General features: G+C 64.8%; 24 protein-coding genes. 10 read left to right on the forward strand and 14 right to left on the reverse strand.

Annotation, left to right across the window (positions count from 1 at the left end):
* From ACFPTO_RS07655 to ACFPTO_RS07670, 4 genes are all read right to left on the reverse strand, one after another.
* The coding region (locus tag ACFPTO_RS07655) for a branched-chain amino acid ABC transporter permease (protein ID WP_377710570.1) at nucleotides 1-362 on the reverse strand (362 nt) is incomplete at its 3' end.
* A 211-nt stretch (nucleotides 363-573) separates the two neighbouring features.
* Nucleotides 574-1,086, reverse strand: coding sequence for a hypothetical protein (locus ACFPTO_RS07660; RefSeq protein ID WP_377710571.1), 513 nt, complete (start codon nucleotides 1,084-1,086; stop codon nucleotides 574-576).
* A 548-nt stretch (nucleotides 1,087-1,634) separates the two neighbouring features.
* Entirely contained in the window at nucleotides 1,635-2,597 is a 963-nt protein-coding gene (gene ispH, locus ACFPTO_RS07665) for a 4-hydroxy-3-methylbut-2-enyl diphosphate reductase (RefSeq protein ID WP_377710573.1), read from the reverse strand.
* Between the two features lie 4 nt (nucleotides 2,598-2,601).
* Complete coding sequence (locus ACFPTO_RS07670) at nucleotides 2,602-3,057, reverse strand: FKBP-type peptidyl-prolyl cis-trans isomerase (RefSeq protein ID WP_377710574.1); 456 nt, start codon at nucleotides 3,055-3,057, stop codon at nucleotides 2,602-2,604.
* A 185-nt stretch (nucleotides 3,058-3,242) separates the two neighbouring features.
* Here ACFPTO_RS07670 and radC point away from each other — a divergent pair, with 185 nt between their 5' ends.
* From radC to nadB, 4 genes are all read left to right on the forward strand, one after another.
* Nucleotides 3,243-4,040 carry a RadC family protein gene (gene radC, locus ACFPTO_RS07675; protein WP_377710576.1) on the forward strand — a complete coding sequence of 266 codons (798 nt, stop codon included), beginning with the start codon at nucleotides 3,243-3,245 and terminating at the stop codon, nucleotides 4,038-4,040.
* A gap of 272 nt (nucleotides 4,041-4,312) precedes the next feature.
* Nucleotides 4,313-4,546 (forward strand): 50S ribosomal protein L28, encoded by a 234-nt coding sequence (gene rpmB, locus ACFPTO_RS07680; protein ID WP_293046108.1) that lies wholly within the window; start codon nucleotides 4,313-4,315, stop codon nucleotides 4,544-4,546.
* 10 nt (nucleotides 4,547-4,556) lie between these two features.
* Nucleotides 4,557-4,724 carry a 50S ribosomal protein L33 gene (rpmG, locus tag ACFPTO_RS07685; RefSeq protein WP_027817504.1) on the forward strand — a complete coding sequence of 56 codons (168 nt, stop codon included), beginning with the start codon at nucleotides 4,557-4,559 and terminating at the stop codon, nucleotides 4,722-4,724.
* Between the two features lie 206 nt (nucleotides 4,725-4,930).
* Nucleotides 4,931-6,532, forward strand: coding sequence for an L-aspartate oxidase (gene nadB, locus ACFPTO_RS07690; RefSeq protein ID WP_377710579.1), 1,602 nt, complete (start codon nucleotides 4,931-4,933; stop codon nucleotides 6,530-6,532).
* Between the two features lie 109 nt (nucleotides 6,533-6,641).
* Here nadB and nadC read toward each other — a convergent pair whose 3' ends face one another.
* The 7 genes from nadC to purN all read right to left on the reverse strand — a co-directional run bounded on the left by nadC (nucleotide 6,642) and on the right by purN (nucleotide 13,895).
* Nucleotides 6,642-7,541 carry a carboxylating nicotinate-nucleotide diphosphorylase gene (gene nadC, locus ACFPTO_RS07695; protein WP_377710581.1) on the reverse strand — a complete coding sequence of 300 codons (900 nt, stop codon included), beginning with the start codon at nucleotides 7,539-7,541 and terminating at the stop codon, nucleotides 6,642-6,644.
* Nucleotides 7,542-8,672 (reverse strand): quinolinate synthase NadA, encoded by a 1,131-nt coding sequence (nadA, locus tag ACFPTO_RS07700; protein WP_377710582.1) that lies wholly within the window; start codon nucleotides 8,670-8,672, stop codon nucleotides 7,542-7,544.
* Between the two features lie 239 nt (nucleotides 8,673-8,911).
* Nucleotides 8,912-10,108 carry a DesA family fatty acid desaturase gene (locus ACFPTO_RS07705; RefSeq protein ID WP_377710583.1) on the reverse strand — a complete coding sequence of 399 codons (1,197 nt, stop codon included), beginning with the start codon at nucleotides 10,106-10,108 and terminating at the stop codon, nucleotides 8,912-8,914.
* Between the two features lie 191 nt (nucleotides 10,109-10,299).
* Nucleotides 10,300-11,646, reverse strand: a complete 1,347-nt coding sequence (locus ACFPTO_RS07710; protein ID WP_377710585.1) for a mechanosensitive ion channel family protein — start codon at nucleotides 11,644-11,646, stop codon at nucleotides 10,300-10,302.
* The gene (locus ACFPTO_RS07715; RefSeq protein WP_377710586.1) at nucleotides 11,643-11,837 is read right to left on the reverse strand and encodes a hypothetical protein; all 195 of its coding nucleotides are present in this window, start codon (nucleotides 11,835-11,837) and stop codon (nucleotides 11,643-11,645) included. The genes ACFPTO_RS07710 and ACFPTO_RS07715 overlap by 4 nt, the downstream gene beginning before the upstream one ends.
* Nucleotides 11,824-13,209, reverse strand: a complete 1,386-nt coding sequence (locus tag ACFPTO_RS07720; RefSeq protein ID WP_377710588.1) for an RsmB/NOP family class I SAM-dependent RNA methyltransferase — start codon at nucleotides 13,207-13,209, stop codon at nucleotides 11,824-11,826. The genes ACFPTO_RS07715 and ACFPTO_RS07720 overlap by 14 nt, the downstream gene beginning before the upstream one ends.
* Nucleotides 13,206-13,895: a phosphoribosylglycinamide formyltransferase gene (gene purN / locus ACFPTO_RS07725; RefSeq protein WP_377710590.1), complete on the reverse strand. Its 690-nt coding sequence runs from the start codon at nucleotides 13,893-13,895 to the stop codon at nucleotides 13,206-13,208. Before purN ends, ACFPTO_RS07720 begins: the two co-directional genes overlap by 4 nt.
* A 170-nt stretch (nucleotides 13,896-14,065) precedes the next feature.
* On the opposite strand from purN, the gene ACFPTO_RS07730 reads away from it, so the two are divergent.
* From ACFPTO_RS07730 to dut, 6 genes are all read left to right on the forward strand, one after another.
* Nucleotides 14,066-15,055 (forward strand): bifunctional riboflavin kinase/FAD synthetase, encoded by a 990-nt coding sequence (locus tag ACFPTO_RS07730; RefSeq protein ID WP_377710591.1) that lies wholly within the window; start codon nucleotides 14,066-14,068, stop codon nucleotides 15,053-15,055.
* Nucleotides 15,056-15,220: 165 nt separating this feature from the next.
* Nucleotides 15,221-18,085 (forward strand): isoleucine--tRNA ligase, encoded by a 2,865-nt coding sequence (gene ileS, locus ACFPTO_RS07735; protein ID WP_377710593.1) that lies wholly within the window; start codon nucleotides 15,221-15,223, stop codon nucleotides 18,083-18,085.
* Complete coding sequence (lspA, locus tag ACFPTO_RS07740; protein WP_377710595.1) at nucleotides 18,085-18,591, forward strand: signal peptidase II; 507 nt, start codon at nucleotides 18,085-18,087, stop codon at nucleotides 18,589-18,591. Before ileS ends, lspA begins: the two co-directional genes overlap by 1 nt.
* Before the next feature lie 88 nt (nucleotides 18,592-18,679).
* Complete coding sequence (gene coaBC / locus ACFPTO_RS07745) at nucleotides 18,680-19,909, forward strand: bifunctional phosphopantothenoylcysteine decarboxylase/phosphopantothenate--cysteine ligase CoaBC (protein ID WP_377710596.1); 1,230 nt, start codon at nucleotides 18,680-18,682, stop codon at nucleotides 19,907-19,909.
* A gap of 68 nt (nucleotides 19,910-19,977) precedes the next feature.
* On the forward strand, nucleotides 19,978-20,982 hold the full coding sequence (locus ACFPTO_RS07750; RefSeq protein ID WP_377710598.1) for an LLM class flavin-dependent oxidoreductase: 1,005 nt from the start codon (nucleotides 19,978-19,980) through the stop codon (nucleotides 20,980-20,982).
* 26 nt (nucleotides 20,983-21,008) lie between these two features.
* Nucleotides 21,009-21,455 carry a dUTP diphosphatase gene (gene dut, locus ACFPTO_RS07755; protein ID WP_377710599.1) on the forward strand — a complete coding sequence of 149 codons (447 nt, stop codon included), beginning with the start codon at nucleotides 21,009-21,011 and terminating at the stop codon, nucleotides 21,453-21,455.
* A 128-nt stretch (nucleotides 21,456-21,583) separates the two neighbouring features.
* Here dut and ACFPTO_RS07760 read toward each other — a convergent pair whose 3' ends face one another.
* From ACFPTO_RS07760 to clpS, 3 genes are all read right to left on the reverse strand, one after another.
* Nucleotides 21,584-22,900 carry an amino acid permease gene (locus ACFPTO_RS07760; RefSeq protein ID WP_377710707.1) on the reverse strand — a complete coding sequence of 439 codons (1,317 nt, stop codon included), beginning with the start codon at nucleotides 22,898-22,900 and terminating at the stop codon, nucleotides 21,584-21,586.
* A 206-nt stretch (nucleotides 22,901-23,106) separates the two neighbouring features.
* Nucleotides 23,107-25,404: an ATP-dependent Clp protease ATP-binding subunit ClpA gene (gene clpA, locus ACFPTO_RS07765; RefSeq protein ID WP_377710600.1), complete on the reverse strand. Its 2,298-nt coding sequence runs from the start codon at nucleotides 25,402-25,404 to the stop codon at nucleotides 23,107-23,109.
* Nucleotides 25,401-25,715, reverse strand: coding sequence for an ATP-dependent Clp protease adapter ClpS (clpS, locus tag ACFPTO_RS07770; protein ID WP_028213389.1), 315 nt, complete (start codon nucleotides 25,713-25,715; stop codon nucleotides 25,401-25,403). Before clpS ends, clpA begins: the two co-directional genes overlap by 4 nt.
* Nucleotides 25,716-26,103 lie beyond the last annotated feature (388 nt).

Here is a 26,103-nt window from a genome sequence, read left to right on the forward strand (position 1 = left end):
ATCATGGCGAGCGTCTCGAGCAGGATCGACACGCCGATCGCGGTGATGAGCGGCGCGAGGCGCGGTGCGCGGCGCAGCGGCCGGTAAGCGATTTTCTCGATCGCGTACCCGACGACCGCGCAGACGATCGCCGCGACGATCAGCGCGATGGTCAGCGTCGCGATGTTCCCGAGGCCCGGGAAATGATTGTGCAGCACGTTGATGGCGGACAGCGCAACCATCGCCCCGACCATCAGCACGTCGCCGTGCGCGAAGTTGATGATGCCCAGAATCCCGTACACCATGGTGTAGCCCAGTGCGATGATGGCGTAGATGCTGCCAAGCACCAGCCCATTCAGGATCTGCTGGATGAAGATATCCATTTAATGCTCCTTAGCCCGTGCGACCGGATTCGCGCTGTGCATCGGCCGGTGGGCGATGTTTTACGGAACCGCAACGACACTCTCGGGTACTGAAGTAAAAGACCGGTTACGGTTACCCACACCCGGTTCGAATCGCCGCTGTGTTACAGCGGCGGACTCCCCGGAAGCAGATGCAAAAACGGCACCGCCGGATGGTTCGGTGCCGTCGTGTTCAACTACCTGTAACGTTCGCGACGACACTATGGCCAATAGCCTCGCGGCCAACCATGGATGCGTCACGCGTCATGACTCCCTTCTGCATCCCGTCCTCGCTGCCGGGGTTGGCCGAAAACGCCGCATCGCTGCGAGCGGCTTCGGTCAGACCAGCCAACGAACCCCATTGCCGCGACGCGCCATTGTGAAAAATGGCGACGACGCGCGCTCTGCGGCTCGTCACGAAAACAGCGCTCGCGCCGGTGCGTGCACGAGCAAGTTGCATACCATTTGTCATGACTACGGGAACCGCGGTCATCCTTGTCCCCTTTGCAGCACGCGCGCTAAAAAGATGCGGCTTGCCGTTTTCATCGTCATGTCCTGAATGCACGTCGGTCTGCACGTCGGTCCCTGCCAGGCGCGCGGCCACCTTCGCCGCCGCCCCACCCGTCCCGGCACTGCTGTCGTGCCACGCATTGCGCAGCACAACCGCAGTCGCCGAAAACGCGGCGTAAGCAAAATCAACTTGCATTAATCAGGTCTCCTGCACCTACCGAATTATTCGCTGAAAGGCCGTCAAGCCTTCAGGACGCGCGCATTGTAACTCCAATTATGCGGGCAGCAATATGGTTGAACCGGCAGGGTTTTCCTGCATTGCAACCGCACTCCCAGACCAGCGAACAATATGGGTTGCACCGTCGGTAGCACCGGATTTTCGGTCATCAGTTGCACCAAAAGAACCAGGATTTGCACCAAGTGTTGCAGGCAGTGGCCGCAAGGCCTTGTCAGGCGGCGGCCTTTCGGAGCATTTAAGAGCACGAACGCAGCGGGTCGTCATGCGCCGTGTCGGCGCACTTTCTGTTCAGGTCGGCTGGAGGGTCGTCAGTAAATGGGGCCGCATTTAAAAATTCGGTTCGATTTTCGACCCGGGACGACCAAAAACCCCCAACTTTGTACGGGTTGATCGCCGCTTTACGCTGTTACGCCCCCATTTTATTGACTGTTTATGGCATGGTGGAGCGATCAACGGGCGAAAAAAACGCGCCGGCGGCGCGCTTTTCTGATCCGAACCTGAAAGCTTCAGCCCGGCAAACCGAGCCCGCGCGGCAACGGAAACGCGATGTTCTCCTCGATGCCTTCCAGCGCGCGCACATTGCGCACACCCAATTCGCGCAGACGCAGGATGATCTCCTGCGCAAGCGCCTCCGGCGCCGAGGCGCCCGCCGTCAGACCGATCCGGTGCTTGCCCACGAGCCATTGCGGGTCGATCTGGGAGGCGGCGTCCACCATATAGGCAGTGACGCCGCGCTTCTCGGCGACTTCGCGCAACCGGTTGGAATTCGAGCTGTTCGGGCTGCCGACCACGATCACGAGGTCGCACTGGGGCGCCATGAATTTCACGGCGTCCTGGCGATTTTGCGTGGCGTAACAGATGTCCTGCTTCTTCGGCTCGCGGATGGTGGGAAAACGCGCCTTGAGCGCCGCGATGATATCGGCCGCGTCGTCGACGGAGAGCGTGGTCTGCGTGACGAACGCCACGCGCGACGGATCGCGCAGCTGCAGCGCCGCTACGTCGGCGGCGTCTTCCACGAGATACATGCCCTCTTCGGCCTGCCCCATCGTGCCTTCGACTTCGGGGTGGCCCTTGTGGCCGATCATCACGATGTCGAGGCCCTCGTCGCGCATCTTCGCGACTTCGACATGCACTTTGGTGACGAGCGGGCACGTGGCGTCGTAGACGCGCAGCCCGCGCGCCTCGGCATCCGCGCGCACCGCCTTGGAAACGCCGTGCGCACTGAATATGACCGTGTTGCCGGACGGCACCTCATCGAGCTGCTCGATGAAGATCGCCCCTTTCTTGCGCAGATCTTCGACCACGTAGGCGTTGTGGACAATTTCGTGGCGCACGTAGATAGGTGCGCCGTGCTGCTTGATCGCGCGCTCGACGATTTCGATGGCGCGATCGACACCGGCACAGAAGCCGCGCGGCTGCGCGAGCAGGATTTCGGTGTCGGCAATCAAGGACGTGTCCGGGGAGGTCATGGGCTTACAGAATTCCGATGATTTTCACTTCAAACTCAACCGCCTGGCCTGCGAGCGGGTGATTGAAATCGAACAGTACCGAGGTCTCGTCGATCTCCTTGACCACGCCCGCAATGCGGCCGCCATCGGCTGCATTGAATTCGATCAGATCGCCGGGAGTGAACTCTTCGCGTTCCATGCCGTGTTCGTGCAGCGTGCCAAGCGAGATGCGCTGGATCAGTAAGGGGCTGCGCTGGCCGAAAGCGACGTCCGGCCCTAGCTGAAAGGTCGAATGGTGCCCCACCTTCAGGCCCTGCAAAATCTCTTCCAGCGGCGGTGCGATCTGTCCGGCGCCGATCATCAGGGTCGCCGGGTGCTCGGTGAACGTATTGACGACGTCGGTGCCGTCGGCGAGTGCGAGCCGGTAATGCAGCGTTACGTGGGAACCCGATTTCACCTCGGAGATGTCGATGATGGTCATACGGTACTCATTGTCGTCTGGTCGCACCCGTAAGGCGCCGGTCCGGCCGCGCTGGCGCAGCCGCAAAACCCGTATTGTAAGCCACTTATCCGAGGCGGTTGGGGCGTGCGTGCGCGATCCGGCGAAGCCCGGTTGTCGCACCAGGCGCGATCCGGCCGCCTTCCAGCCGCCCCATGGAGGTCGCAATGCTGGAAGCTGCCTGCGCAAAGCCAGTCTGGCCCAGCGCCGAAACACCGACGGGCGCTCCTCGCCCTGTTCATCCCGCTCGCCCTGTTCCCGCCAGGCGAGACGCGCCGCCCCCCGCCTGCGGCAACGCGGCGCAAGCGCACGCACGAAGCATGCCGCGAGAGCGCCTGCGCACGTCCGGCCCAGGCGCGCTTTCGGACGTGGAGCTGCTCGCCTTGCTGCTAGGCTCGGGCTTGCCGGGCCACGATGTCTTCGATGTCGCGCGCTCGCTCATCGACCGGTTCGGCTCGCTGCGCGTCATGCTCGACGCGCAACGCGAGGAGTTCGATGGCCTGCGCGGCATCGGTCCGGCGAAAGCCGCCAAGCTGCTTGCCGTGCTCGAACTTGCCCGCCGCGCACTGGCCGAGCAGCTCGACGAAAAACCGCTCGTCGATACACCGGGCGCGGTGGAGGACTATCTGCGCCTGATGATCGGCGCCCGGCCCTATGAAGTCTTCGTGTGCCTTTATCTGGACGTGCGGCATCGCCTGATCCGCCCAGAAGAAAGCTCGCGTGGCTCGCTCACGCGCATGGTGGTGTATCCTCGCGAAATCGTGCGGCGTGCGCTGATGCTCAATGCCGCGAGTCTGATCGTCGCGCACAACCATCCTTCGGGAGCCGTCCAGCCGAGCGCGAGCGACCGGCGCCTCACCCGGGTGCTGCGCGAAACGCTTGCGCTCGTGGACGTCCAACTGGTCGACCATCTCGTGATCGGCGCGCGGGAGACTTATTCGTTCGCCCGCAACGGCTGGAACTGACAGGCTCCATGCAAGCCGGCGCCACGAACGCCGGCACGGTCCGCACTATTGCCGTTGCAAATCGGGCTTGATTTTCCTGCGGTTTTTCCGCTAGAATTACGGTTTGCCTGTTTCCAACCCTGTTCCGAAGCCTGTCAAGGCGTTCCAGGGGGGAATGAGCTGGGTTCGAGGTTGTTTCTCATCCATACGTGAGCGCCCCCTTGCCCGCCATATCTCGCCTGGGAAACTTTAGCGGCTCACGAACTCAGAATTAGCGTATTAGGAGTGCTCTCATGGCACGCGTATGCCAAGTAACTGGGAAAGCGCCGATGAGCGGCAACAACGTTTCCCACGCGAACAACAAGACCAAGCGTCGTTTTCTCCCGAATCTGCAAAACCGCCGTTTCTGGGTTGAAAGCGAAAACCGTTGGGTGCGTCTGCGCCTGTCGAATGCAGGCCTGCGCCTGATCGACAAGAACGGTATCGATTCCGTGCTCGCAGATCTGCGCGCACGTGGCGAAGTCTAAGGAGTAAATCATGGCCAAGGGCATCCGCGACAAGATCAAGCTCGAGTCGACCGCAGGTACGGGTCACTTCTACACGACCACGAAGAACAAGCGCAACATGCCGGAAAAAATGTCGATCAAGAAGTTCGACCCGGTTGTTCGCAAGCACGTCGAGTACAAGGAAACCAAGATCAAGTAATCTGGTTCCGAGCCTGACGAAGACAGAAAACCCCGCACTTGTGCGGGGTTTTTCTTTTTCCGGTTCGCCACATCACTTCGCGCAAGACAGCTTTGCTCATCGTGGCATTCGTTCGGCTTTTCCTCTCGCCGCCGTTGGGAGTATGCTTCCCGCTTCATCGGCCGCACCGCGCGCCGCAATAGGACAAGAGATGGAGAAGCAGGACCATGAATTTCGATGTTGCGATCGTCGGCAGCGGCCTGGCGGGCCTGAGCGTCGCGCTTAACCTCGCCGACACACGGCGCGTCGTGGTGATCGCGAAACGCGATATGACCGAAGGCGCGAGCGATCGGGCGCAAGGCGGCATCGCCGCGGTACTCGATCCGACCGACAGCGTCGAGAATCACATCGGCGACACGCTGGTTGCCGGCGGCGGCCTGTGCGATGAAGGCGCGACGCGCTACATCGTCGAAAATGGCCGCGCCGCGATCGAGTGGCTGATCCAGCAGCAGGTGCCGTTCACGAAGGACGCCGCCGCCGAGCTGGGCTATCACCTCACGCGCGAAGGCGGCCACAGCCATCGCCGGATCATCCACGCCGCCGATGCAACCGGCCACGCCGTCGTGCAGACGCTCATCGAGCGCGCGCGCCAGCATCCGAACATCACGATCCTCGAAGATCACCACGCGATCGACGTGATCACGTCCGACCGCCTCGGCCTGCCCGGGCGCCGCTGTCATGGTCTTTACGCGCTCGATCTCAAGAACGACCGCACCGTGACGATCCAGGCGCCGCACACGGTCCTCGCGACCGGCGGCGCAGGCAAGGTCTATCTCTATACGACGAACCCCGACACGGCCACCGGCGACGGCATTGCCATGGCCTGGCGCGCGGGATGCCGCGTGGCGAACATGGAGTTCATCCAGTTCCATCCGACCTGCCTCTTCCACCCGCATGCGAAGTCGTTCCTGATTTCCGAGGCGGTGCGCGGCGAAGGCGGCGTGCTGCGTCTGCCCGACGGCACCCGGTTCATGCCCGAACACGACGCGCGCGCCGAGCTCGCGCCGCGCGACATCGTTGCGCGCGCCATCGATTTCGAAATCAAGAAGCACGGCATCGACTGCGTGCATCTCGACATCAGCCACCAGCCGGCCGCGTTCCTCGAAGAGCACTTCCCGACGATCCTCGCGCGCTGCCGGGATTTCGGCATCGACATCACGAAGGAGCCGATTCCCGTCGTACCGGCCGCGCACTACACCTGCGGCGGCGTCGTCACCGACCTCGCGGGCCGCACCGACCTCGCGGGCCTCTACGCCGTCGGCGAGACCTCGTACACGGGCCTGCACGGCGCGAACCGGCTCGCCAGCAATTCGCTGCTCGAATGCCTCGTGATCGGGCGTTCGGCGGCCCAGGCGATCGAGGCGGAAGGCTTCGCCGCCGCCGCACACGCACCGCTGCCCGACTGGGACGAAAGCCGCGTTTCTGACTCCGACGAAGAAGTCGTCGTCGCCCACAACTGGGACGAACTGCGCCGCCTGATGTGGAATTACGTCGGCATCGTGCGCACCGACAAGCGGCTCGAGCGCGCCCAGCATCGCCTCTCCCTCCTGCGCGACGAGATTCTCGAGTACTACGCGAACTTCCGCGTGACGCGCGATCTGCTCGAACTGCGCAATCTCGTCGAAGTCGCCTCGCTGATCGTCGAGAGCGCGCGCTCGCGGCGCGAAAGCCGCGGCCTGCACTACAGCCGCGACTGGCCGAACACGCTGCCGAAAGCATTGCCGAGCGTGCTCTCACCGGAGCGCGTGCGCAACCGCACGATCGGCTAGGCGCGCGAACACCGCATCAAAACAAAGGGCCGCCTCTTGCGAGGCGGCCCTTGTCGTTTGCGCTTGTCTTCGCTTGTTTTCGCGTGTCTTCGCCTTGCAGCGCGCGCGCTCAGACGATCCGCATCGAGTAGTCGGTTGCGCGCACGTCCTTCGTGAGCGCGCCGATCGAAATGCGGTCGACGCCCGTTTCGGCAATTGCACGCACGGTGTCGAAATTCACGCCGCCCGATCCTTCGAGCACCGCGCGGCCCGCCGTGAGGCGCACCGCGTCGCGCATCGCGTCGAGCGAGAAGTTGTCGAGCAGGATCGACTTCGCGCCATGCGCAAGCGCTTCGTCGAGTTGCGCGAGCGTCTCCACTTCGATCTGGACCGGCACGGCCGCGTCGAGCGCAAACGCGGCGTCTGCCGCCGCGCCCACGCCGCCCGCAGCGGCGATGTGGTTTTCCTTGATGAGGATGCCGTCGTAGAGCGCGAGCCGCTGGTTCGCCCCGCCGCCCACGCGCACCGCGTACTTCTGCGCGAGGCGCAGGCCAGGCAGCGTCTTGCGCGTGTCGACGATGCGCGTTTGCGTGTGCGCAATCGCATCCACGTAGCGGCGCGTCGCGCTCGCCACGCCCGAGAGCAGCTGCAGGAAGTTCATCGCGCTGCGCTCGGCGGTAAGCAGCGCACGCGCCGGACCGCGCAGCGAGCAGACCGTCGAGTCGACGCTCATGTGCTCGCCCTCGCGATAGTGCCAGTGCACCTCGATGCGCGCGTCGACGCTCTTCATCACGCCGTCGAACCACAGCACCCCGCACAGCACCGCTTCTTCGCGCACGATGATGCGTGCATCGCGCATTTCGTCCGCGCTCACGAGACGGCCCGTCTGGTCGCCGGCGCCGATGTCTTCCGCGAGTGCTTCGGCCACGTTGCGGGCGATGGCCGCGTCGAATGCCGCGCCGTACTGCGCGCGCACTTCAGCGAGCAACGGCGATGCCGCCTCGACGCCGATCAGAGCTCTCGCACCCATTTACGCCGCCCCCACGTTCGCGAAGAGCGCGCCGTCGCGCGCGAGGTCGCCGCTCGCCTGCACGCGGCGCTTGTGCTCGGCTGCGAAAGCCAGCATGCGGTCGATCGGCAGACGCGCACGTTCGCCGAGCGCCGCATCGACAAAAATCTCGTTGTGGCCGCGCTCCAGCACGTCCGCGAGATTTTCGAGGCCGTTCATCGCCATCCACGGGCAGTGCGCGCAACTCTTGCAGGTGGCGCTGTTACCGGCCGTGGGCGCGTCGATAAAGGTCTTGTTCGGCGCGGCGAGCCGCATCTTGTGCAGGATGCCGAGATCGGTCGCGACGATGAAGTGCGTCGCGTCGAGCTTCACGGCCGCGTCGATCAACTGCGTGGTCGAGCCGACCACATCGGCAAGTGCGACGACGGCTTCCGGCGATTCGGGATGCACGAGCACCTTTGCATCGGGATACTGGGCGCGCAGCAAATCGAGTTCGATGCCCTTGAACTCGTCGTGCACGAGACACGAGCCTTGCCACATCAGCATGTCGGCGCCGGTCTTCTTCTGGATATAGCTGCCGAGATGGCGGTCCGGCGCCCAGAGGATCTTTTGGCCCGACGCATGCAGATGCGCGACGATCTCAAGACCGATCGACGAGGTCACCATCCAGTCCGCGCGCGCCTTCACGGCGGCGCTGGTGTTGGCATAGACGACGACAGTACGGTCGGGATGTTCGTCGCAGAACGCGGAGAATTCGTCGATGGGGCAGCCGAGGTCGAGCGAGCAGGTCGCTTCGAGGTCCGGCATCAGAATGCGCTTGTTGGGGCTCAGGATCTTGGCCGTCTCGCCCATGAAGCGCACACCGGCCACGACGAGCGTTTGTGCTTCATGATCGCGGCCGAAGCGCGCCATTTCGAGCGAATCGGCCACGCAGCCGCCGGTTTCGTCCGCCAGCTCCTGTAGTTCGGGATCGACGTAATAGTGCGCGACGAGCACTGCCTTCTCGCGCAAGAGCAGCGCACGAATGCGCTCTTTCAATGCCACGCGTTGTGCTGCGCTCGGGGCATCGGGCACGCGTGCCCACGCCTGTCCGACGCTGCAAACGGCGCCCTGCGGCCGGTCGTATTCGACCTTCCTGATCGCCTGACTCATGATCTCCTCCTGTCGACCAGAGTTAGTGCTTTAGCACTTACTCTGGTCCCATGCCGGTAACGCAGTCGACCAGAGTTAGTGCTTCAGCGCTTACTCTGGTCCCATGCAAATTGGGCTGCACTGCCAATGGCTGCCGATAAATCCATGCGAGCGGCACAGGTTTTCGCGGCCCCAAAAGAAAAACCCCGCCAACGCGGGGTTTTGTGACGTACCTGAATTCTAATGGATTTTCTTACGTCTCATGCATAGCGCCGAAGACGCGAAGCGAATTCCTGAAGCGCCTTGATGCCGCTCTGCTCGGCGCGATGACACCAGTCCTGCAGTTGCGTGAGCAGTTGTTCGCGCGACGCGCTGGAACGATCCCAGATTGCCGCGAGTTCGTTGCGCAGTTCGATGAACGTGCGCAGTTGCTGGCTATTCGCGAAGAGCTGCGGAAGCTGGCGCTTCTGCGGCTCGTCGAGGCTCGATTCTTCCTTGTAGAACCATTTGCGCGCGCCGTGCATCAACTGGTACTTCTCGCGCGCGCCCACTTCCTTCAGGTGCGCGAGTTCCTGGCGATACGCCTGCTTCACGGCCTCCGCGTAACGCGCCATCACTTCATAGCGGTTCGACAGCACGGCCTGCAGCGTTTCCTGGTCGGGCACGAGTTTGCCCTTCGTGAGACGCGGCGTGGGCGCGACCTTCTTGACCTTGGCGAGCCCGCACATCGACATCAGGCGGATGTACATCCAGCCGATATCGAACTCGTACCACTTGTTCGACAGCTTCGCCGACGTCGCGAACGTGTGGTGGTTGTTGTGCAGTTCCTCGCCGCCGATGATGATGCCGAGCGGGAACAGGTTCGTGCTCGCATCCGCCGAATTGAAGTTGCGATAGCCGAAGAAGTGGCCGAGACCGTTGACGACGCCGGCCGCCCAGAACGGAATCCACGCCATCTGCACGGCCCAGACGGTCAGACCGACCGCGCCGAACAGCAGCACGTCGATCACCAGCATGATGCTCACGCCGAGGATCGGATACTTCGTGTAGATGTTGCGCTCGATCCAGTCGCTGGGCGTGCCGTGACTGTAGCGGCGCATCGTTTCTTCGTTCTTCGCTTCGGCGCGATACAGCTCCGCGCCTTCGAGCAGCACTTTCCAGAGGCCGCGCGTCTGCGGGCTGTGCGGATCTTCCTCCGTCTCGCACTTCGCATGGTGCTTGCGATGGATCGAGGCCCACTGGCCCGTGAGCATGCCAGTGGTCATCCACAGCCAGAAACGGAAGAAATGGCTGGCGATGGGATGCATGTCGAGCGCGCGGTGCGCCTGGCAGCGGTGGAGATACACGGTCACGCCGACAATCGTGATGTGCGTGACGACGGCCACGTACAGCAGGATCTGCCACCACGAGAAATGCAGCACCCCGTGTGCGAGGAAATCGAGCAGGGAATTCAACAAGGTCTGTACCTGAGAGACGAGTGACTTCAGCCTTACAACGTTGCCAAAGTCAGGGAAGTGAAAGCAGTGAGAAGCTTTGGACGGCATTCTACGCGAACCGTTCCAAGTGTTTGTAACAAATGAAGATTTTTTTCAGTTCCGGCGCGGCCTCGCGCGCCGGAGTGCGCGCTCGCGCACATTTGCGGCACCTTTCAGCCGGCGGTGGGCGTCTCGGTGCGGGCGCTGCGCTGCACAACGCCGGGAATCTCCGCCGCGCCGACGATGCGGATCTCGCGTTGCGCAAACGGGATCGAAATGCCGTGTTCGCCGAAGAGGCGCCAGATATTGACGTTCACGGCCGAGCGCACGCCCGCCGTGCCCGTGGCCGCGTCGGCGACCCAGAAACCCAGTTCGAGATCGATGCCGTCCGAGCCGAAACTCACGAGATACGGGGTCGGAGCAGGATCGGCCAGCACGCGATCCACGCCCTGTGCCGCCCGCGCGAGCAGCGCCATCGCGAAATCGAGGTCCGTGTCGTAGGCCACCTGCACCGCCGCTTTGGCGTAGCCGCGCGTGAGGTACGACGACTGGTTCTGCACGACGTCGGTGATGAGCTTTTCGTTCGGGATCAGCGTTTCGACGCCGTCGAGTCCGCGCACCACCGTGTAGCGCGTGCGGATCTGCGTGACCTTGCCCGCGAGGCCGCTCACGTTGATCGTGTCGCCGAGGTGCAGCGAGCGGTCGATCAGGATGATGAAGCCGGACACATAGTTGCTCGCGATCTTCTGCAGCCCGAAGCCGAGGCCGACGCCGAGCGCGCCGCCGAACACGCCGAGCACGGTGATGTCGATGCCGACGATCGAGAGGCTGAAGAGCACCGCCGCGAACACGAGCAGCGCGCGCCCGACGCGCGCGAGCACGACGCGCAGATTGGCGTCGAGCGTGGTGGCGCGCATCAGGCGGTCTTCGAGCGCCGAGCCCGCCCAGATCGCGACGACCATCGTCACGCAGACCCACAACACGGCGTTCGCGAGCGAGAGCAGGCTGATGTGCGAGGTGCCGACGTGAAAGCGCACGCTCGCCATCCAGTCGAGCGCGTCGTCCTGGATGCCGAGCACGGTCAGCGCCATGACGAGCCAGACAATCAGCGAGACGAGCTTCTCGATGATCGAGAGCCACGCATGCGTCGAGCCCTTGCCGCCGAACACGCGGCGCGCGAAGAAGAACGCGATGTAGATGAGGCCGATGCCGAACAGCGGCACGAGCGCGAGATTGAGGAGCGACGTGTGGAAGAAGTTGCTGGCGATCGCGCGCGCCACCCAGACGCAGCCCGCGCCGATCAGCGGAAAGAGCGCCTTGGTGAGGCTTTCCGCGCCAAAGGGCCGCGCCTCGTGGCGCGCCTTGCGGCGCGCTTCGATCCCGCGCCGCAAGAGCCGCGCGAGCACGAAGGCCACGATGAGCGCGCCGATCAGTACGCCGATCTGCCAGAGCATGACCGGCTGACCGAAGTCGTGAATCACGCCGCCCAGCATGTGAGTCAGCAAACGGTTTTCAATCATGGTGCGTATTGGCGCACGACGCGCGCGGCATGGGCGACGTGCGCGGCAAGCGCGCGCACGACAGGCACGCGTGCGGCGGGCCGTCCGGCGCTCTCCGTCGAACCCGCCGCGCCGCGCATGCGTGCCTGCGACCCGCTCGCGCGGGCGCGGCCGTGAGCCTGGTTATAAGCCAGAAAGTTACTCAGCGACATTCGGCTCGTCGGCGGTTTCGCTCGCCCGCGCAATCGCATCAGCCGCTTGCTGCGGCGCTGCCGATTCGTCCGGGGTGGCCTCTGCCTGCGCCTGCTTCTTCGACGGCCCCGCGTCGCCGCGGCGCTCCAGCACGGCGGCGAAGAAGCCGTCGGTGGCGTGGCGGTGCGGCCACAGCGACAGGTAATCGCCCGTATCGAGGCCCACGCGCTGCTCCGCAAGCACGTCGCGCGCGCTCACCAGCACGAAATCCGGATGCGCCTCCAGGAACTGCTTCACAACCGCTTCGTTCTCGGCTTCAAGAATGCTGCAGGTCGCGTAGACCAGACGGCCGCCACGCTTGAGCAAGCGCGCGGCGCTCGTGAGGATCGACAGTTGCTTGGGGGCGAGTTCGGCGACCGACTCGGGCGTCTGGCGCCACTTGAGGTCGGGGTTGCGGCGCAGCGTGCCGAGGCCGGAACACGGCGCATCGACGAGCACGCGGTCGATCTTGCCGACGAGCCGCTTGATCTTCGAGTCGTGCTCGCTGTCGATCAGCACCGGATTGACGTTCGAGAGCCCGCTGCGCGCGAGGCGCGGCTTGAGCTTCGCGAGGCGGCGCTCGGAGATGTCGAACGCGTAGAGACGCCCCGACGAGCGCATCATCGCGCCGAGTGCGAGCGTCTTGCCGCCCGCGCCCGCGCAGAAATCGACGATCATCTCGCCGCGGCGCGGCGCGAGCAGCGAGCACAGCAGCTGGCTGCCCTCGTCCTGCACTTCGAACCAGCCTTCCCTGAACGAATCGAGCTTCGAGAGCGCGGGCTTGCCGACCACGCGCACGCCGAACGGCGCGAACGGCGTTTCACCGGCCTCGATGCCGGACTCGCCGAGCGCGCGCAGCAATGCCTCGCGGCTTGCCTTGATGGGGTTCGCGCGCAGATCGAGCGGCGCCGGATAGTTCAGCGCCGCAGCCAGTTGCGCGAGTTCGGCGGGCTCGAAGCGCTGCTGGAGCGCGTTCATGATCCACTCGGGCAGGTTCAGCTGCACGCGCTGCGGCAGGCTCGCCGGATCGATCTTCGATACGTGTTCGAGCCAGCCCGCCTCGGCATCCGACACGAACGGACGCACCGCCGCGCGGCCCGCCGTCGCCATCAGACCGAGCAGCGCGAGGCGCCGCGTCGGGCTGCCGGAGCCGCTCTCGGCCAGATGCGCGAACTCCATGCGGCGGCGCAGGACCGCGAACACCGCTTCGGCGATCACGCCGCGCTCGCCGTGACCGAGCTTCGGATGCTCGCGGAAGAACCGGCTCGTGACCGCGTCGGCGGGGCCGGTGAACTTAAGGACGTCGGCGAGCAACGTTTCGGTTTGTCCGATCAGGAATCCATGCAGCCTCATGCGCCCTCCCCGGCGGCTTGTGCGTTTGCGTTCAGGTTCGCGTTCGCGTTGGTGTCGTCAAGGAAAAGCCACTGCGGCTCGGGCGGCGCGAGCGTCACGCGTTCGCCGTCGAGCGCAAGACGCTCTTCGACGAACCAGCGCACCGCGCGCGGGTAGATCACGTGCTCGGTCTTCAGGATGCGCGCGGCGAGCGCCGCGGCGTCGTCGCCCGTGCGCACGGGCACGACCGACTGCGCGACGATCGGGCCATGATCGAGCGCGGGCGTGACGAAGTGGACCGTGGCGCCGTGCACGCGGCAACCGGCGTCGAGTGCCTGCTGGTGCGTGTGCAGGCCCGGAAAGCTCGGCAGCAGCGACGGATGGATATTCAGCATCCGACCCGTATAGTGCGCGACGAACGGCTCGGTCAGGACGCGCATGAAACCGGCGAGAATGACGAGGTCGGGCTGATAGCCGTCGATCACCTGCGCGAGCGCCGCGTCGAACGCGGCGCGATCGGGAAACTGGCGGTGATCGACTACAGCCGTGGCAATGCCGTGCGAAGCCGCGAACGCGAGCCCCGCGGCATCCGGACGGTTGGCAATCACGGCAGCGACGCGCGCCGGCCACGCTTCGTGCGCGCACGCGCGCACAATGGCTTCCATGTTGCTGCCCCGTCCCGAGATCAGGATGACGAGATTTTTCATCCGCGGATTTTATCATCGAGGGCTACGTGCGACGCGGCAACGGCGGCGATTCCCGTTGCAGCGTTTATAATCTTCTGTTTCGTCGCGGCGGCCTTGCTGCAACGCCTCTCGCCACATTGATCACGCTTTGGCCACGCTTTGGCCACACATTAACGGTCCGTTCCGCTATCGTGAGAGTCTTCCGCGGTCTTCCCAACGCCGAAAGCCGCGCGCCCTGCGCGCTCACCATCGGCAACTTCGACGGTGTCCACCGCGGACATCAGGCGTTGCTCGCGCGCGTGCGCGAAGCCGCCCAGGCGCGCGGCCTGCCCGTCTGTGTGATGACCTTCGAGCCCCACCCGCGCGAGTTCTTCAATCCGGCCGGCGCGCCGCCGCGCATCGCCATGCTGCGCGACAAGCTCGAAGCGCTGCGCGACAACGGCGTGGACCGCGTGGTCGTCGAGCACTTCAACCACACGTTCGCAAGCCAGTCGCCCGACACGTTCGTCGAGCGCATCATCGTGCACGGCCTGCACACGCGCTGGATGATGATCGGCGACGATTTCCGCTACGGCGCGAAGCGCGCGGGCGATTTCGCCTCGCTCAAGGCGGCCGGCGAGCAGCACGGTTTCGAAGTCGAGCAGATGGCGACCGTGGCCGATCCGTCCGGCGCGCGCATCTCGAGTTCGGGCGTGCGCGCCGCGCTCGCCGCGGGCGACCTCGATGCCGCGCGCGCCGCACTCGGCTGCGGCTACGCGATCAGCGGCCACGTCGTGCACGGCCTGAAACTCGGCCGCGACCTCGGTTTTCCGACGATGAACCTGCCGATCGGCCACAAGCGGCCGGCGCTCAAGGGCGTGTTCGTCGTGCAGGTGCACGGCATCGCCGAGCACCCGCTGCCGGGCGTGGCGAGCCTCGGCGTGCGGCCCACCGTCGACGACTCGGGCCGTGTGCTGCTCGAAGTGCATCTGCTCGACTGGCACGGCAGCGCCTATGGCAAGCTCGTGCGCGTCGAATTCCTGAAGAAGCTGCGCGACGAGGAGAAGTTCGCCGACCTCGAAACGCTCACGTCGGCCATTGCGCGCGACGTGGTCGACGCCCGTGCGTGGTTCGCAGCCGCTCACGCGCCGGGCAGCCGCTCCACTGGTTTCGCCACTTCGGCCACCGACCGAATTAGGTAGTCCGCGGCCCGTGCGCGCGGCGACGCCGCACGGGTTGCCCGCCCCCGGCGCCCAGTCGTGATCGTGTGATCGCGCAAGCAAGCGACGGGCACGCGAGGCGACGGTTGAGCGGCGAGGCCGCAGAGTCCGACGCCGTGCATCCCCTGAATTCACCGTGATTTCACCATGAGCGACAAGAAAGCATCCTCCGGCAAGCCCGCGCAGAAGACCGAATCGAAATACCCCGTCAACCTGCTGGACACTCCGTTCCCGATGCGCGGCGATCTGCCGAAGCGCGAACCCCAGTGGGTCAAGGAATGGCAGGACAAGGAGATCTACCAGAAGATCCGCGCGGCCTCGAAGGGCCGCAAGAAGTTCATCCTGCACGACGGCCCGCCGTATGCGAACGGTGACATCCACCTCGGCCATGCGGTGAACAAGATCCTCAAGGACATGATCATCAAGGCGCGCAATCTCGCGGGCTACGACGCGGTCTACGTGCCGGGCTGGGATTGCCACGGCATGCCGATCGAGATCCAGATCGAAAAGCAGTTCGGCAAATCGCTGCCCGCGACCGAAGTCATGCAGAAGGCGCGCGAATACGCAGCCGGCCAGATCGAGACGCAAAAGGCCGGCTTCCGGCGCCTTGGCGTGCTCGGCGACTGGGACAACCCATACAAGACGATGAACTTCGCGAACGAGGCCGGCGAGATCCGCGCGCTCGCGAAGATCATCGAAAAAGGCTACGTGTTCCGCGGCCTGAAGCCCGTGAACTGGTGCTTCGATTGCGGCTCGGCGCTGGCCGAGGCGGAAGTCGAGTACAAGGACAAGACCGATCCGACCATCGACGTGATGTTCCCGTTCGCGCAACCGGCGGAAACGGCCGCCGCGTTCGGCCTCGCCGCCCTGCCGCGCGAGGAAGGTGGCATCGTGATCTGGACCACCACGCCGTGGACGATTCCGGCCAACCAGGCGCTGAACGTCCATCCGGAAGTGATCTACGCGCTCGTGGATACGCAGCGCGGCCTGCTGATTCTCGCCGAAGAGCGCGTCGAAGCCTGCATGAAGGACTTCGAACTCGATGGCCGCGTGATCGCCACGGCGCCGGGCGCGAAGCTCGCGCATCTGCGCTTCCATCACCCGCTTGCGGCGGCGCATCCGGGCTACAAGCGCACGTCGCCTATCTACCTCGGCGACTACGTGACGACCGACACCGGCACGGGCATCGTGCACTCGGCCCCGGCCTACGGCGTGGAAGACTTTGCCTCGTGCAAGGCCCACAACATGGCCGATTCGGACATCATCAGCCCGGTCATGGGCGACGGCCGCTACATCGAATCGCTGCCGCTCTTCGGCGGCCTCTCGATCTGGGCGGCGAACCCGAAGATCGTCGAAGCGCTCGACAACGCGGGCACGCTCCTGCGCAGCGAAAAATACCTGCACAGCTACATGCACTGCTGGCGCCACAAGACGCCGATCATCTACCGCGCCACCTCGCAGTGGTTCGCGGGCATGGACGTGAAGCCGAACGACGGCAGCAAGACGCTGCGCGAGACCGCGCTCGAAGGCATCGAGGCGACGGCGTTCTATCCGTCGTGGGGCAAGCAGCGCCTGTACGCGATGATCGCGAACCGCCCGGACTGGACGCTCTCGCGTCAGCGCCAATGGGGCGTGCCGATGGCGTTCTTCGTCCACAAGGAAACGGGCGAGCTGCATCCGCGCACGCTGGAGCTGCTCGAAGAAGTCGCCAAACGCGTCGAAAAGAGCGGCATCGAAGCGTGGCAAGCGCTCGATCCGCGCGAGCTGATCGGCGACGACGCCAATCTGTACGAGAAGAACCGCGACACGCTCGACGTGTGGTTCGACTCCGGCACGACGCACTGGCACGTGCTGCGCGGCTCGCACAAGGACGATCTGCAGTTCCCGGCCGACCTCTATCTGGAAGGCTCGGACCAGCATCGCGGCTGGTTCCACTCGTCGCTGCTCACGGCGTCGATGCTCGACGGCCGCCCGCCTTACGACGCGCTGCTCACGCACGGCTTCACCGTCGACGGCGAAGGCCGCAAGATGTCGAAGTCGCTCGGCAACGGCGTCGATCCGCATGAGGTGGCGAACCGCCTCGGCGCGGAAATCATCCGTCTGTGGATCGCATCGACCGACTACTCGGGCGAACTTGCGATCTCCGAGGAAATCCTCAAGCGCGTGACGGAGGGCTATCGCCGTATCCGCAACACGCTGCGCTTCCTGCTCTCGAACCTCTCCGACTTCGAGTTCGACAAGAGCGCGCTGCCCGCCGCCGAGTGGCTCGAAATCGACCGCTACGCCGTGGCGCTCACGCACACGCTGCAAAACGACGTGCTCGCGCACTACGACCGCTACGAGTTCCACCCGGTCGTCGCGAAGCTGCAGACGTTCTGCTCGGAAGACCTGGGCGGCTTCTATCTCGACGTGCTCAAGGACCGCCTGTACACGAGCGCGGTCGACTCGAAGGCCCGCCGCGCCGCGCAGACCGCGCTCCATCACATCACGCACAGCCTGCTGCGCATCCTCGCACCGTTCCTTTCGTTCACGGCCGAAGAAGCGTGGAAGGTGTTCCAGCCGCACACCGAAACCATCTTCACCGAGACGTTCCACGCGTTCCCGGACATCGCGCAGGGCGACATGCAGGCCGAAGCGCTGATCGCGCGCTGGACGCTGCTGCGCGAAGTGCGCGGCAACGTGACGAAGGCGCTCGAAGAGGCACGCGTGGCCAATGCGATCGGTTCGTCGCTGCAGGCCGAAGTGCGCATTCTCGCGAGCGGCGCGCGCTACGACGCGCTCGCCTCGCTCGGCGACGACCTCAAGTTCGTACTGATCACCTCGGCGGCCGAGGTCGTCAAGGTCGAGAGCGAGGCGGACGAAGGCGTCGAGGTCATCACGTCGAAGTACCTCAAGTGCGAGCGCTGCTGGCACTACCGCGAGGAAGTCGGCGCAAACGCCGAACATCCGGGGCTGTGCGGCCGCTGCGTCGCCAATCTCTTCGGTAACGGCGAAACACGGAGCGCGGCATAATGGCGAAATCCAGGCCGTTGCAGTCCCGCGCGAGCGGCACGCTGGCGCCGTGGCTCGGCATCGCGGTGGTCGTGATCCTGTGCGACCAGCTCACGAAGATCGCCATCGCCCGGGTGTTCAGCTACGGCGAAGGCCGCGCGATCACGTCGTTCTTCAACCTCGTGCTCGTGTACAACAAGGGCGCCGCATTCAGCTTTCTCGCCGCGGCGGGCGGCTGGCAGCGCTGGGCGTTCACGGCGCTCGGCGTGGCTGCGGCACTCGTGATCAGCTATCTGCTCAAGCGCCACGCGGGGCAGCGCATGTTCTGCACGGCGCTTGCGCTGATTCTCGGCGGCGCGCTCGGCAATGTGCTCGACCGGCTGATGTACGGCCACGTGATCGACTTCCTCGACTTCCATGTGGGCGGATGGCACTGGCCGGCGTTCAACGTCGCGGACAGCGCGATTACGATCGGCGCGGTGCTGCTGGTGATCGACGAGCTGCGGCGCGTGCGCGGCGCGCGCTGAGCGGGCATCGTGCCTGGGATCGGAGTCAGGGCTGAAGCGCCAACTCCGATCGACCGCCTTGCGCGTGACCAGAGTAAGGAGACTGGACTTGAACACCGCTGCTGCCAACCCGGGCGAACTCGCCGGTAAGCACCTCGTCATCGGCATGACCGGCGGCATCGCCTGCTACAAGATCGCCGAGCTCACGCGCCTTCTGACCAAGGCCGGCGCAACCGTGCAGGTCGTCATGACCGAGGCGGCAACGCAGTTCATCACGCCCGTCACCCTGCAGGCGCTGTCGGGCCGGCCCGTCTACACCAGCCAGTGGGACGCGCGCATGCCCAACAACATGGCGCACATCGACCTCTCGCGCGGCGCCGACGCCATCGTCATCGCACCCGCCTCCACCGACTTCCTCGCCAAGCTCGCGCACGGTTTCGCCGACGACCTGCTCTCGACACTGTGCGTCGCCCGCGACTGCCCGCTGCTGGTTGTTCCGGCGATGAACCGGCAGATGTGGAACAACCCGGCCACGCAACGCAACGTCGCCCAACTGCGCGCAGACGGCGTCGAAACGCTCGGCCCCGATTCCGGTCCGCAGGCATGCGGCGAAGTGGGCGACGGCCGCATGCTGGAGCCTGAAGCCGTCTACGCAGCGATCGTCTCGTTCTTCGCGCCGAAGTTGCTCGCACACCGTCGCGTGCTGATCACCGCCGGGCCGACCTTCGAGCCGCTCGACCCGGTGCGCGGCATCACGAACCGTTCGAGCGGCAAAATGGGCTTCGCCCTCGCTCGCGCGGCGCAGCAGGCCGGCGCCGACGTCCATCTCGTCGCGGGCCCGGTCACGCTCGAAACGCCGTGGGGCGTCTATCGCGAAGACGTGCAGACGGCCCAGCAGATGTACGACGCGGTCATGCGCGCCGTGCCCGACTACGACGTGTTCATCGGCGTGGCGGCCGTGGCCGACTGGCGCGTCGATCGCATCGCGACGCAGAAGATCAAGAAAACCGCCGAGGGACAGGTTCCCGGCTTCACGTTCGTCGAGAATCCCGACATCCTCGCGTCGGTCGCCGGGCTGCCGCATCCGCCGTATTGCGTCGGCTTCGCGGCAGAAAGCGGCGACCTCGACGTCCATGCCGAGCAAAAGCGCGTGCGCAAGAACGTACCGCTCCTGATCGGCAATCTCGGCCCGCAGACCTTCGGACTCGACGACAACGAAGTCGTCCTCTTCGAAGCTGCCGGAAGCACGAAGCTGCCACGCGCAGCCAAGCAGGCGCTCGCGCAGACGCTGATCGCCGAGATCGCGCGCCGCCTGCCCGACCAGAGCATCATCTCGTGACGCGCGCGGCGCCGTCGGCGGATCAGGCCGAGGCGGCGCGCGTCGCGAAAGAAGCAGGGTGAGCTGTCATGACGCTTCTTTCCGTACTCGACCAGTCGCCCGTGATTACCGGGCATACGGCCGCCGACGCCATTGCCGCGACCCTCGAACTCGCGCAGCTCGCCGACGACCTCGGCTACACGCGCTACTGGTGCGCCGAACACCACGGCCTGCTCGGCGTGTGCAACCCCTGCCCCGAAATCATGCTTGCGCGGCTCGGCAGCGTGACGAAGCGCATCCGCATCGGTTCGGGCGGCGTGATGCTTCCCTACTACAGCCCGTTCAAGATCGCCGAGCAGTTCATGATGCTGGAGGCGCTCTTTCCGAACCGCGTCGATCTCGGCGTGGGGCGCGCGCCCGGCGGTGACATGCGCACGGCACAGGCCGTCGCAGCCGGTTCTTACAGCCGCGGCGAACAGTTCGCACAGCAGGTGCGCGATCTGGTCGGACTCATGGACGGCACGCTGCCGGACGACCACATCGCGAGCGGCACGCTCCTGCAACCGCAGATCGAAACGCGGCCGCAACTGTGGGTGCTCGGTTCGAGCGACTTCGGCGGCGCACTCGCCGCACAGCTCGGTCTGCGCTTTTCGTTCGCGCATTTCATCAACGCGCATTTCGGGCACCTGGTGGCGAACGCCTATCGCGACCGCTTCCAGGCCGGCCACGAAGCGACGCCGTACCTGGCCTGCGCGGTGTTCGTGATCTGCGCGGATACCGAACGGGAAGCCGCCGACCTCGAAAAAGCCGTCGATCTGCGCCGCGTGCAGATGGCGCTCGGCCTGAACGCGCCGATCCCGACCGTCGAGCAAGGCCTCGCACAGGAATACGGCGAACGCGAGCAACTCGTGATCGACCGCGAGAAGCCGCGCAGCATCGTCGGCACGCCCGAAAGCGTCACGGAACGCCTGCGCGTGCTGCAAGAGCGCTTTGCCGCCGACGAACTGATCGTGCTCACCATCGCCGGAAGCTACGCGGCGCGGCTGCGCTCTTATGAACTGCTGGCCGAAGCGTTCGCGCTCTCTCGCCTCTGATCCCTACGCCAACCCCACTTTTACTCATGAAAATCGACATCAAGATCCTGAACGAACGCATGCGCGACCAGTTGCCCCAATACGCGACGCCCGGCAGCGCGGGACTCGACTTGCGCGCGTGCATCGAGACGCCGCTCACGCTCGAACCGGGCGAAACGAAGCTCGTGCCGACGGGGCTCGCGATCCACGTCGCCGATTCGGGCTACGCGGCGCTGATCCTGCCGCGCTCGGGGCTTGGCCACAAGCACGGCATCGTGCTCGGCAACCTCGTGGGGTTGATCGATTCGGACTACCAGGGCGAACTCATGATCTCGACGTGGAACCGCGGCCATGCGACGTTTACGCTCAATCCGCTCGAGCGCCTCGCGCAACTCGTGATCGTGCCGGTCGTGCAGGCGCAGTTCAATATCGTCGACGACTTCGAGACGAGCGAGCGCGGCGCGGGCGGTTTCGGCAGCACCGGCAAGCACTGATCGCGCACGCGGCGCACCAACAGGCAAAAGCCGGCAAAGGCCGCGCAAACATGAAAAAGCACGCCTGGGCGTGCTTTTTCAGCTTCTGACGCCCCGATCAGCAGACGTCGCTCAACCGGGGGCGAAGCTTAAGCGGCTTCGCCTGCTGCTTCGAGACGCCGCCGGTACCAGAGCAAATACACGGCCACCAGCGCGACGAGGAACGCGAGGCCGTACACGAGCGTCATGGCGAACTCGCGCGTGAACGCGGTCGTGATGAGAATGCCGGCCATCAGCAGCGCGCCGAGCACGCTCGTGAACGGGTATCCCCACATGCGAAAGGCCGGCTTGGGACCCGTATGACGCGCCCGGAAAAAAAGGTGCGTGACGAAGATCATCAGCCACGTGAACATCGCACCGAACATTGCAATCGACATCATCAGCGTGAAGGCCGTTTGCGGCCACAGCGCGTTGAGTACGGCCGCCACGGCGATGCCGATGGTCGAGAGCGACAGCGCTGCGGCGGGCACGCCATGGCGCGTGAGACGCCCGAATACGGCGCTCGCGTAGCCCGCGCGCGAGAGGCTGAACATCATGCGCGTGGTGATGTAGAGCTGACTGTTCATCGCCGACAACGCGGCCACGAGCACGATGAAGTTGATCGCCCCCGCCGCGTACGGAACACCCGTTTCAGCCATCACTTTCACGAACGGGCTCTCGTTTGCACCGGCCTCGGTCCACGGCACGATCGCGAGCATCAGCGCGAGCGTCAGCAGATAGAACAGCACGAGACGCAGCATGGTCCCGCGAAACGCACGCGTGACCGCGCGCTGCGGATCGCGCGCCTCGGCCGCCGCCACGGCGATGGTCTCGACGCCCAGATAGCTGAAGAGCGCGACGATCGTGCCGACCCACACGCCCCACCAGCCTTTCGGCAGCAGGCCGCCGTGCGAGGTGTAGTTCGCGAAGCCGACCCCCGAGCTTGCGGGCGCACGCCACACGAACCATGCGCCGAGCACGATGAACGCGACGATTGCGGCAATTTTCAGGCTGGAAAAAACATATTCGATGGTGCCGTACGCGCGCACGCTCATTGCGTTCACAACGATCAGCGCCGCTGAAAATCCGATGATCCAGTAAAGCCCCGGCACCTGCGGGAACCAGAACTTCATGTAGACGGCGATGGCGGCCACCTCGGTGCCGACGGCGAGCACGTAGGCCGACCAGTACGCGTAGCGCACGACGAAACCCGCCATCGGCCCGATATAGTGCTCTGCGTAGGCGCCGAACGAGCCGGACGTGGGATGCGCGACGGTCATTTCCGCGAGCGCGCCCATCAGCAGCAGTGCGACCAGCGCGCCAATCGCATAGGAGACGAGCACGCCCGGCCCCGCAAAGCTGATCGCGAAGCCGCTACCGAGGAAAAGCCCGGTGCCGACCGCGCCGCCGATCGCAATCATCGTCATCTGGGCGGCGGACAGGCCGCGCCGCAAACCGCGCTCGCGCTCGACGATCGAATCGAACGCGCCATTTTTATCTGCTGCCAAAACATCCCCCTGCTGCGCACGTTCAAACGGTATGCGCAAAAACAAAACGGCGCGGGCTCGGGCGCCCACGCCGTTTACCTCATGTACATGTGCTGACAACGCACCGTTACGCGCCAACGAAGCGCTTATTCTACTTCGACCGCCTCCGGATTCGGATTACGCGGCGCCGGATGCTCGTCGAACGTGAGCTGCACCTTGTCGTCGGCATCGACATCGACGGTCACGCGGCCGCCGTTCATCAGCTTGCCGAACAGCAGCTCGTCGGCCAGCGCACGGCGGATCGTGTCCTGGATCAGGCGCTGCATCGGCCGCGCGCCCATGAGCGGGTCGAAGCCGTGCTTCGCGAGATGCTTGCGCAGCGCGTCGGTGAAGAGCGCATCGACCTTCTTCTCGTGCAACTGGTCTTCCAGTTGCATGAGGAACTTGTCGACGACGCGCATGATGATCTCTTCATCGAGCGCGCGGAAGCTGATCGTCGCATCGAGCCGGTTGCGGAACTCGGGCGTGAACATGCGCTTGATGTCGGCCAGTTCGTCGCCCTGTTCGCGGCGGCTCGTGAAACCGATGGTCGACTTGTTCATCGCCTCGGCGCCCGCGTTCGTCGTCATGACGATGATGACGTTGCGGAAATCCGCCTTGCGGCCGTTGTTGTCGGTCAGCGTGCCGTGGTCCATCACCTGCAGCAGCACGTTGAAGATGTCCGGGTGCGCCTTTTCGATTTCGTCGAGCAGCAGCACGCAGTGCGGCTTCTTCGTGACGGCTTCGGTCAGCAGACCGCCCTGGTCGAAGCCGACATAGCCCGGCGGCGCGCCGATCAGGCGGCTCACCGCGTGACGCTCCATATATTCGGACATGTCGAAGCGGATCAGCTCGATGCCGAGCGTGAACGCAAGCTGGCGCGCCACTTCGGTCTTGCCGACGCCAGTCGGACCCGAGAACAGGAACGAGCCGATCGGCTTGTCGGTCTTGCCGAGCCCCGCGCGCGCCATCTTGATCGAAGCGGACAGCGCGTCGATGGCCGGATCCTGGCCGAACACGACGGCCTTCAGATCGCGGTCGAGCGTCTGGAGCTTGCTGCGGTCGTCCTGCGACACGCTTTGCGCCGGCACGCGCGCGATCTTCGAAATGATCTCTTCGATCTCGCTCTTGCCGATGGTTTTCTTCTGCTTCGACTTCGGCAGGATGCGCTGCGCGGCGCCCGCCTCGTCGATCACGTCGATCGCCTTGTCGGGCAGATGACGGTCGGTGATGAAGCGCGCGGACAGCTCGGCCGCCGCATTGAGCGCACCCGAGGAGTACTTCACGCCATGGTGCTCTTCGAAACGCGATTTCAGCCCGCGCAGGATCGCGACGGTCTGCTCCACGGTCGGCTCGACCACGTCGATCTTCTGGAAGCGCCGCGAAAGCGCCGCGTCCTTTTCGAAGATGCCGCGATATTCGGTGAAGGTCGTCGCGCCGATGCACTTGAGCGTGCCCGACGAAAGCGCCGGCTTGAGCAGGTTCGACGCATCGAGCGTGCCGCCCGACGCGGCGCCCGCGCCGATCAGCGTATGAATCTCGTCGATGAAGAGAATTGCGTGCGGACGCTCCTTGAGTTCCTTGAGCACGGTCTTCAGACGCTGCTCGAAGTCGCCGCGATACTTGGTGCCCGCCAGCAGCGCGCCCATGTCGAGCGAATAGACCTGCGCGTCGGCGAGGATATCCGGCACTTCGCCGCGCGTGATGCGCCAGGCGAGCCCTTCCGCGATCGCGGTCTTGCCCACGCCCGCTTCGCCCACGAGCAGCGGATTGTTCTTGCGGCGGCGGCACAGCACCTGCACGACGCGCTCGACTTCCAGCTCGCGCCCGATCAGCGGATCGATGCGGCCGTCCTTCGCCATCTGGTTCAGGTTCTGCGTGAACTGGGCGAGCGGCGTTTCCTTCTGGCTGGCGGCGTCTTCGGCTTCGGCGTTCGCATCGCTTGCCTTGGCGGCTTCGCCGCTGCTGGTCTTCGCGATGCCGTGCGAAATGAAGTTCACCACGTCGAGACGCGTGACGCCCTGCTGCTGCAGGTAGTACACCGCGTGCGAGTCCTTCTCGCCGAAGATCGCGACGAGCACGTTCGCGCCCGTCACTTCCTTCTTGCCGTTCGAGGTGGACTGGACGTGCATGATCGCGCGCTGGATCACGCGCTGAAATCCGAGCGTGGGCTGCGTATCGACGTCGTCCGTGCCTGGAACCGTGGGGGTGTTGTCGTGAATGAAGTTGCGCAGGTTCTGGCGCAGGTCTTCGATATTCGCGGCACACGCGCGCAGCACTTCAGCGGCCGTTGGATTGTCCAACAGCGCCAGCAGTAGATGCTCGACTGTTATGAACTCGTGCCGTGCCTGACGTGCTTCCATGAACGCCATATGCAGGCTGACTTCCAGTTCCTGGGCAATCATGCTTCCTCCATCACACACTGCAGCGGATGCCCTGCCTGCCGTGCGTGGGTAACGACTTGCTCAACCTTGGTCGACGCGATGTCCCGCGTATAGACCCCACAAACTCCCCTGCCTTCGCGATGGACCTTCAGCATGATCTGCGTCGCGGTCTCGCGGTCCTTATTGAAATATTCCTGAACGACCATCACGACGAATTCCATCGGCGTGTAGTCGTCGTTCATCAAGACGACCTTGTACATGGAGGGCGGTTTGACCTTTTGCTCCTGCCGCTCCAGTACGGTTGAATCCTGCTTGTCCGGGATAATCGCCATACACCCATTCTAAACAACTCGGACAGGCCCGCAATCCTGCCGCGAAACCCGACCGGACGGCCGGTAAAACAGCCGCGCGCGTGCCCTGTGCAGCGCGCCCTCCCCGTCCAGCCACTACCGGCTGCGGGGCCGGTTCGAGACACGCAAGGCGCACGACCTGCGTGCGCCGAACCTGCCCTTTTCCTGCTGCCGGTGGCCTTTTCGTCACCGGTCGATTTGAGTATCGCACAACCCGCGCGGCACCGTTGGCGCGTACTGTAAGGGGCCGCACCAAGGCGGGGAATTTCCGCACCGCAACGCGGCTTGTGTCCGCCGATTATGCGTGTTTTCAGGGGTTGCCGCCCGCCGTGATGCTGCACTTGAGAAAAGCAGTAAAAACCCTGGCAAT

Source organism: Paraburkholderia denitrificans (genome assembly GCF_042655705.1).
In the GTDB taxonomy this organism is placed as follows: Bacteria; Pseudomonadota; Gammaproteobacteria; order Burkholderiales; family Burkholderiaceae; genus Paraburkholderia; species Paraburkholderia denitrificans.

What these genes read in the sequence shown, in the direction of transcription:
- ACFPTO_RS07750 (WP_377710598.1), top strand. Translation starts at nt 19,978, where the DNA reads ATGACGCTTCTTTCCGTACTCGACCAGTCGCCCGTGATTACCGGGCAT.
- clpA (WP_377710600.1), bottom strand. Translation starts at nt 25,404, where the DNA reads ATGATTGCCCAGGAACTGGAAGTCAGCCTGCATATGGCGTTCATGGAA.
- nadA (WP_377710582.1), bottom strand. Translation starts at nt 8,672, where the DNA reads ATGAGTCAGGCGATCAGGAAGGTCGAATACGACCGGCCGCAGGGCGCC.
- purN (WP_377710590.1), bottom strand. Translation starts at nt 13,895, where the DNA reads ATGAAAAATCTCGTCATCCTGATCTCGGGACGGGGCAGCAACATGGAA.
- radC (WP_377710576.1), top strand. Translation starts at nt 3,243, where the DNA reads ATGCTGGAAGCTGCCTGCGCAAAGCCAGTCTGGCCCAGCGCCGAAACA.
- ileS (WP_377710593.1), top strand. Translation starts at nt 15,221, where the DNA reads ATGAGCGACAAGAAAGCATCCTCCGGCAAGCCCGCGCAGAAGACCGAA.
- ACFPTO_RS07710 (WP_377710585.1), bottom strand. Translation starts at nt 11,646, where the DNA reads ATGATTGAAAACCGTTTGCTGACTCACATGCTGGGCGGCGTGATTCAC.
- rpmG (WP_027817504.1), top strand. Translation starts at nt 4,557, where the DNA reads ATGGCCAAGGGCATCCGCGACAAGATCAAGCTCGAGTCGACCGCAGGT.
- ispH (WP_377710573.1), bottom strand. Translation starts at nt 2,597, where the DNA reads ATGACCTCCCCGGACACGTCCTTGATTGCCGACACCGAAATCCTGCTC.
- ACFPTO_RS07670 (WP_377710574.1), bottom strand. Translation starts at nt 3,057, where the DNA reads ATGACCATCATCGACATCTCCGAGGTGAAATCGGGTTCCCACGTAACG.
- rpmB (WP_293046108.1), top strand. Translation starts at nt 4,313, where the DNA reads ATGGCACGCGTATGCCAAGTAACTGGGAAAGCGCCGATGAGCGGCAAC.
- nadC (WP_377710581.1), bottom strand. Translation starts at nt 7,541, where the DNA reads ATGGGTGCGAGAGCTCTGATCGGCGTCGAGGCGGCATCGCCGTTGCTC.
- ACFPTO_RS07760 (WP_377710707.1), bottom strand. Translation starts at nt 22,900, where the DNA reads ATGACGATGATTGCGATCGGCGGCGCGGTCGGCACCGGGCTTTTCCTC.
- ACFPTO_RS07660 (WP_377710571.1), bottom strand. Translation starts at nt 1,086, where the DNA reads ATGCAAGTTGATTTTGCTTACGCCGCGTTTTCGGCGACTGCGGTTGTG.
- ACFPTO_RS07720 (WP_377710588.1), bottom strand. Translation starts at nt 13,209, where the DNA reads ATGAGGCTGCATGGATTCCTGATCGGACAAACCGAAACGTTGCTCGCC.
- lspA (WP_377710595.1), top strand. Translation starts at nt 18,085, where the DNA reads ATGGCGAAATCCAGGCCGTTGCAGTCCCGCGCGAGCGGCACGCTGGCG.
- dut (WP_377710599.1), top strand. Translation starts at nt 21,009, where the DNA reads ATGAAAATCGACATCAAGATCCTGAACGAACGCATGCGCGACCAGTTG.
- clpS (WP_028213389.1), bottom strand. Translation starts at nt 25,715, where the DNA reads ATGGCGATTATCCCGGACAAGCAGGATTCAACCGTACTGGAGCGGCAG.
- ACFPTO_RS07715 (WP_377710586.1), bottom strand. Translation starts at nt 11,837, where the DNA reads ATGTCGCTGAGTAACTTTCTGGCTTATAACCAGGCTCACGGCCGCGCC.
- nadB (WP_377710579.1), top strand. Translation starts at nt 4,931, where the DNA reads ATGAATTTCGATGTTGCGATCGTCGGCAGCGGCCTGGCGGGCCTGAGC.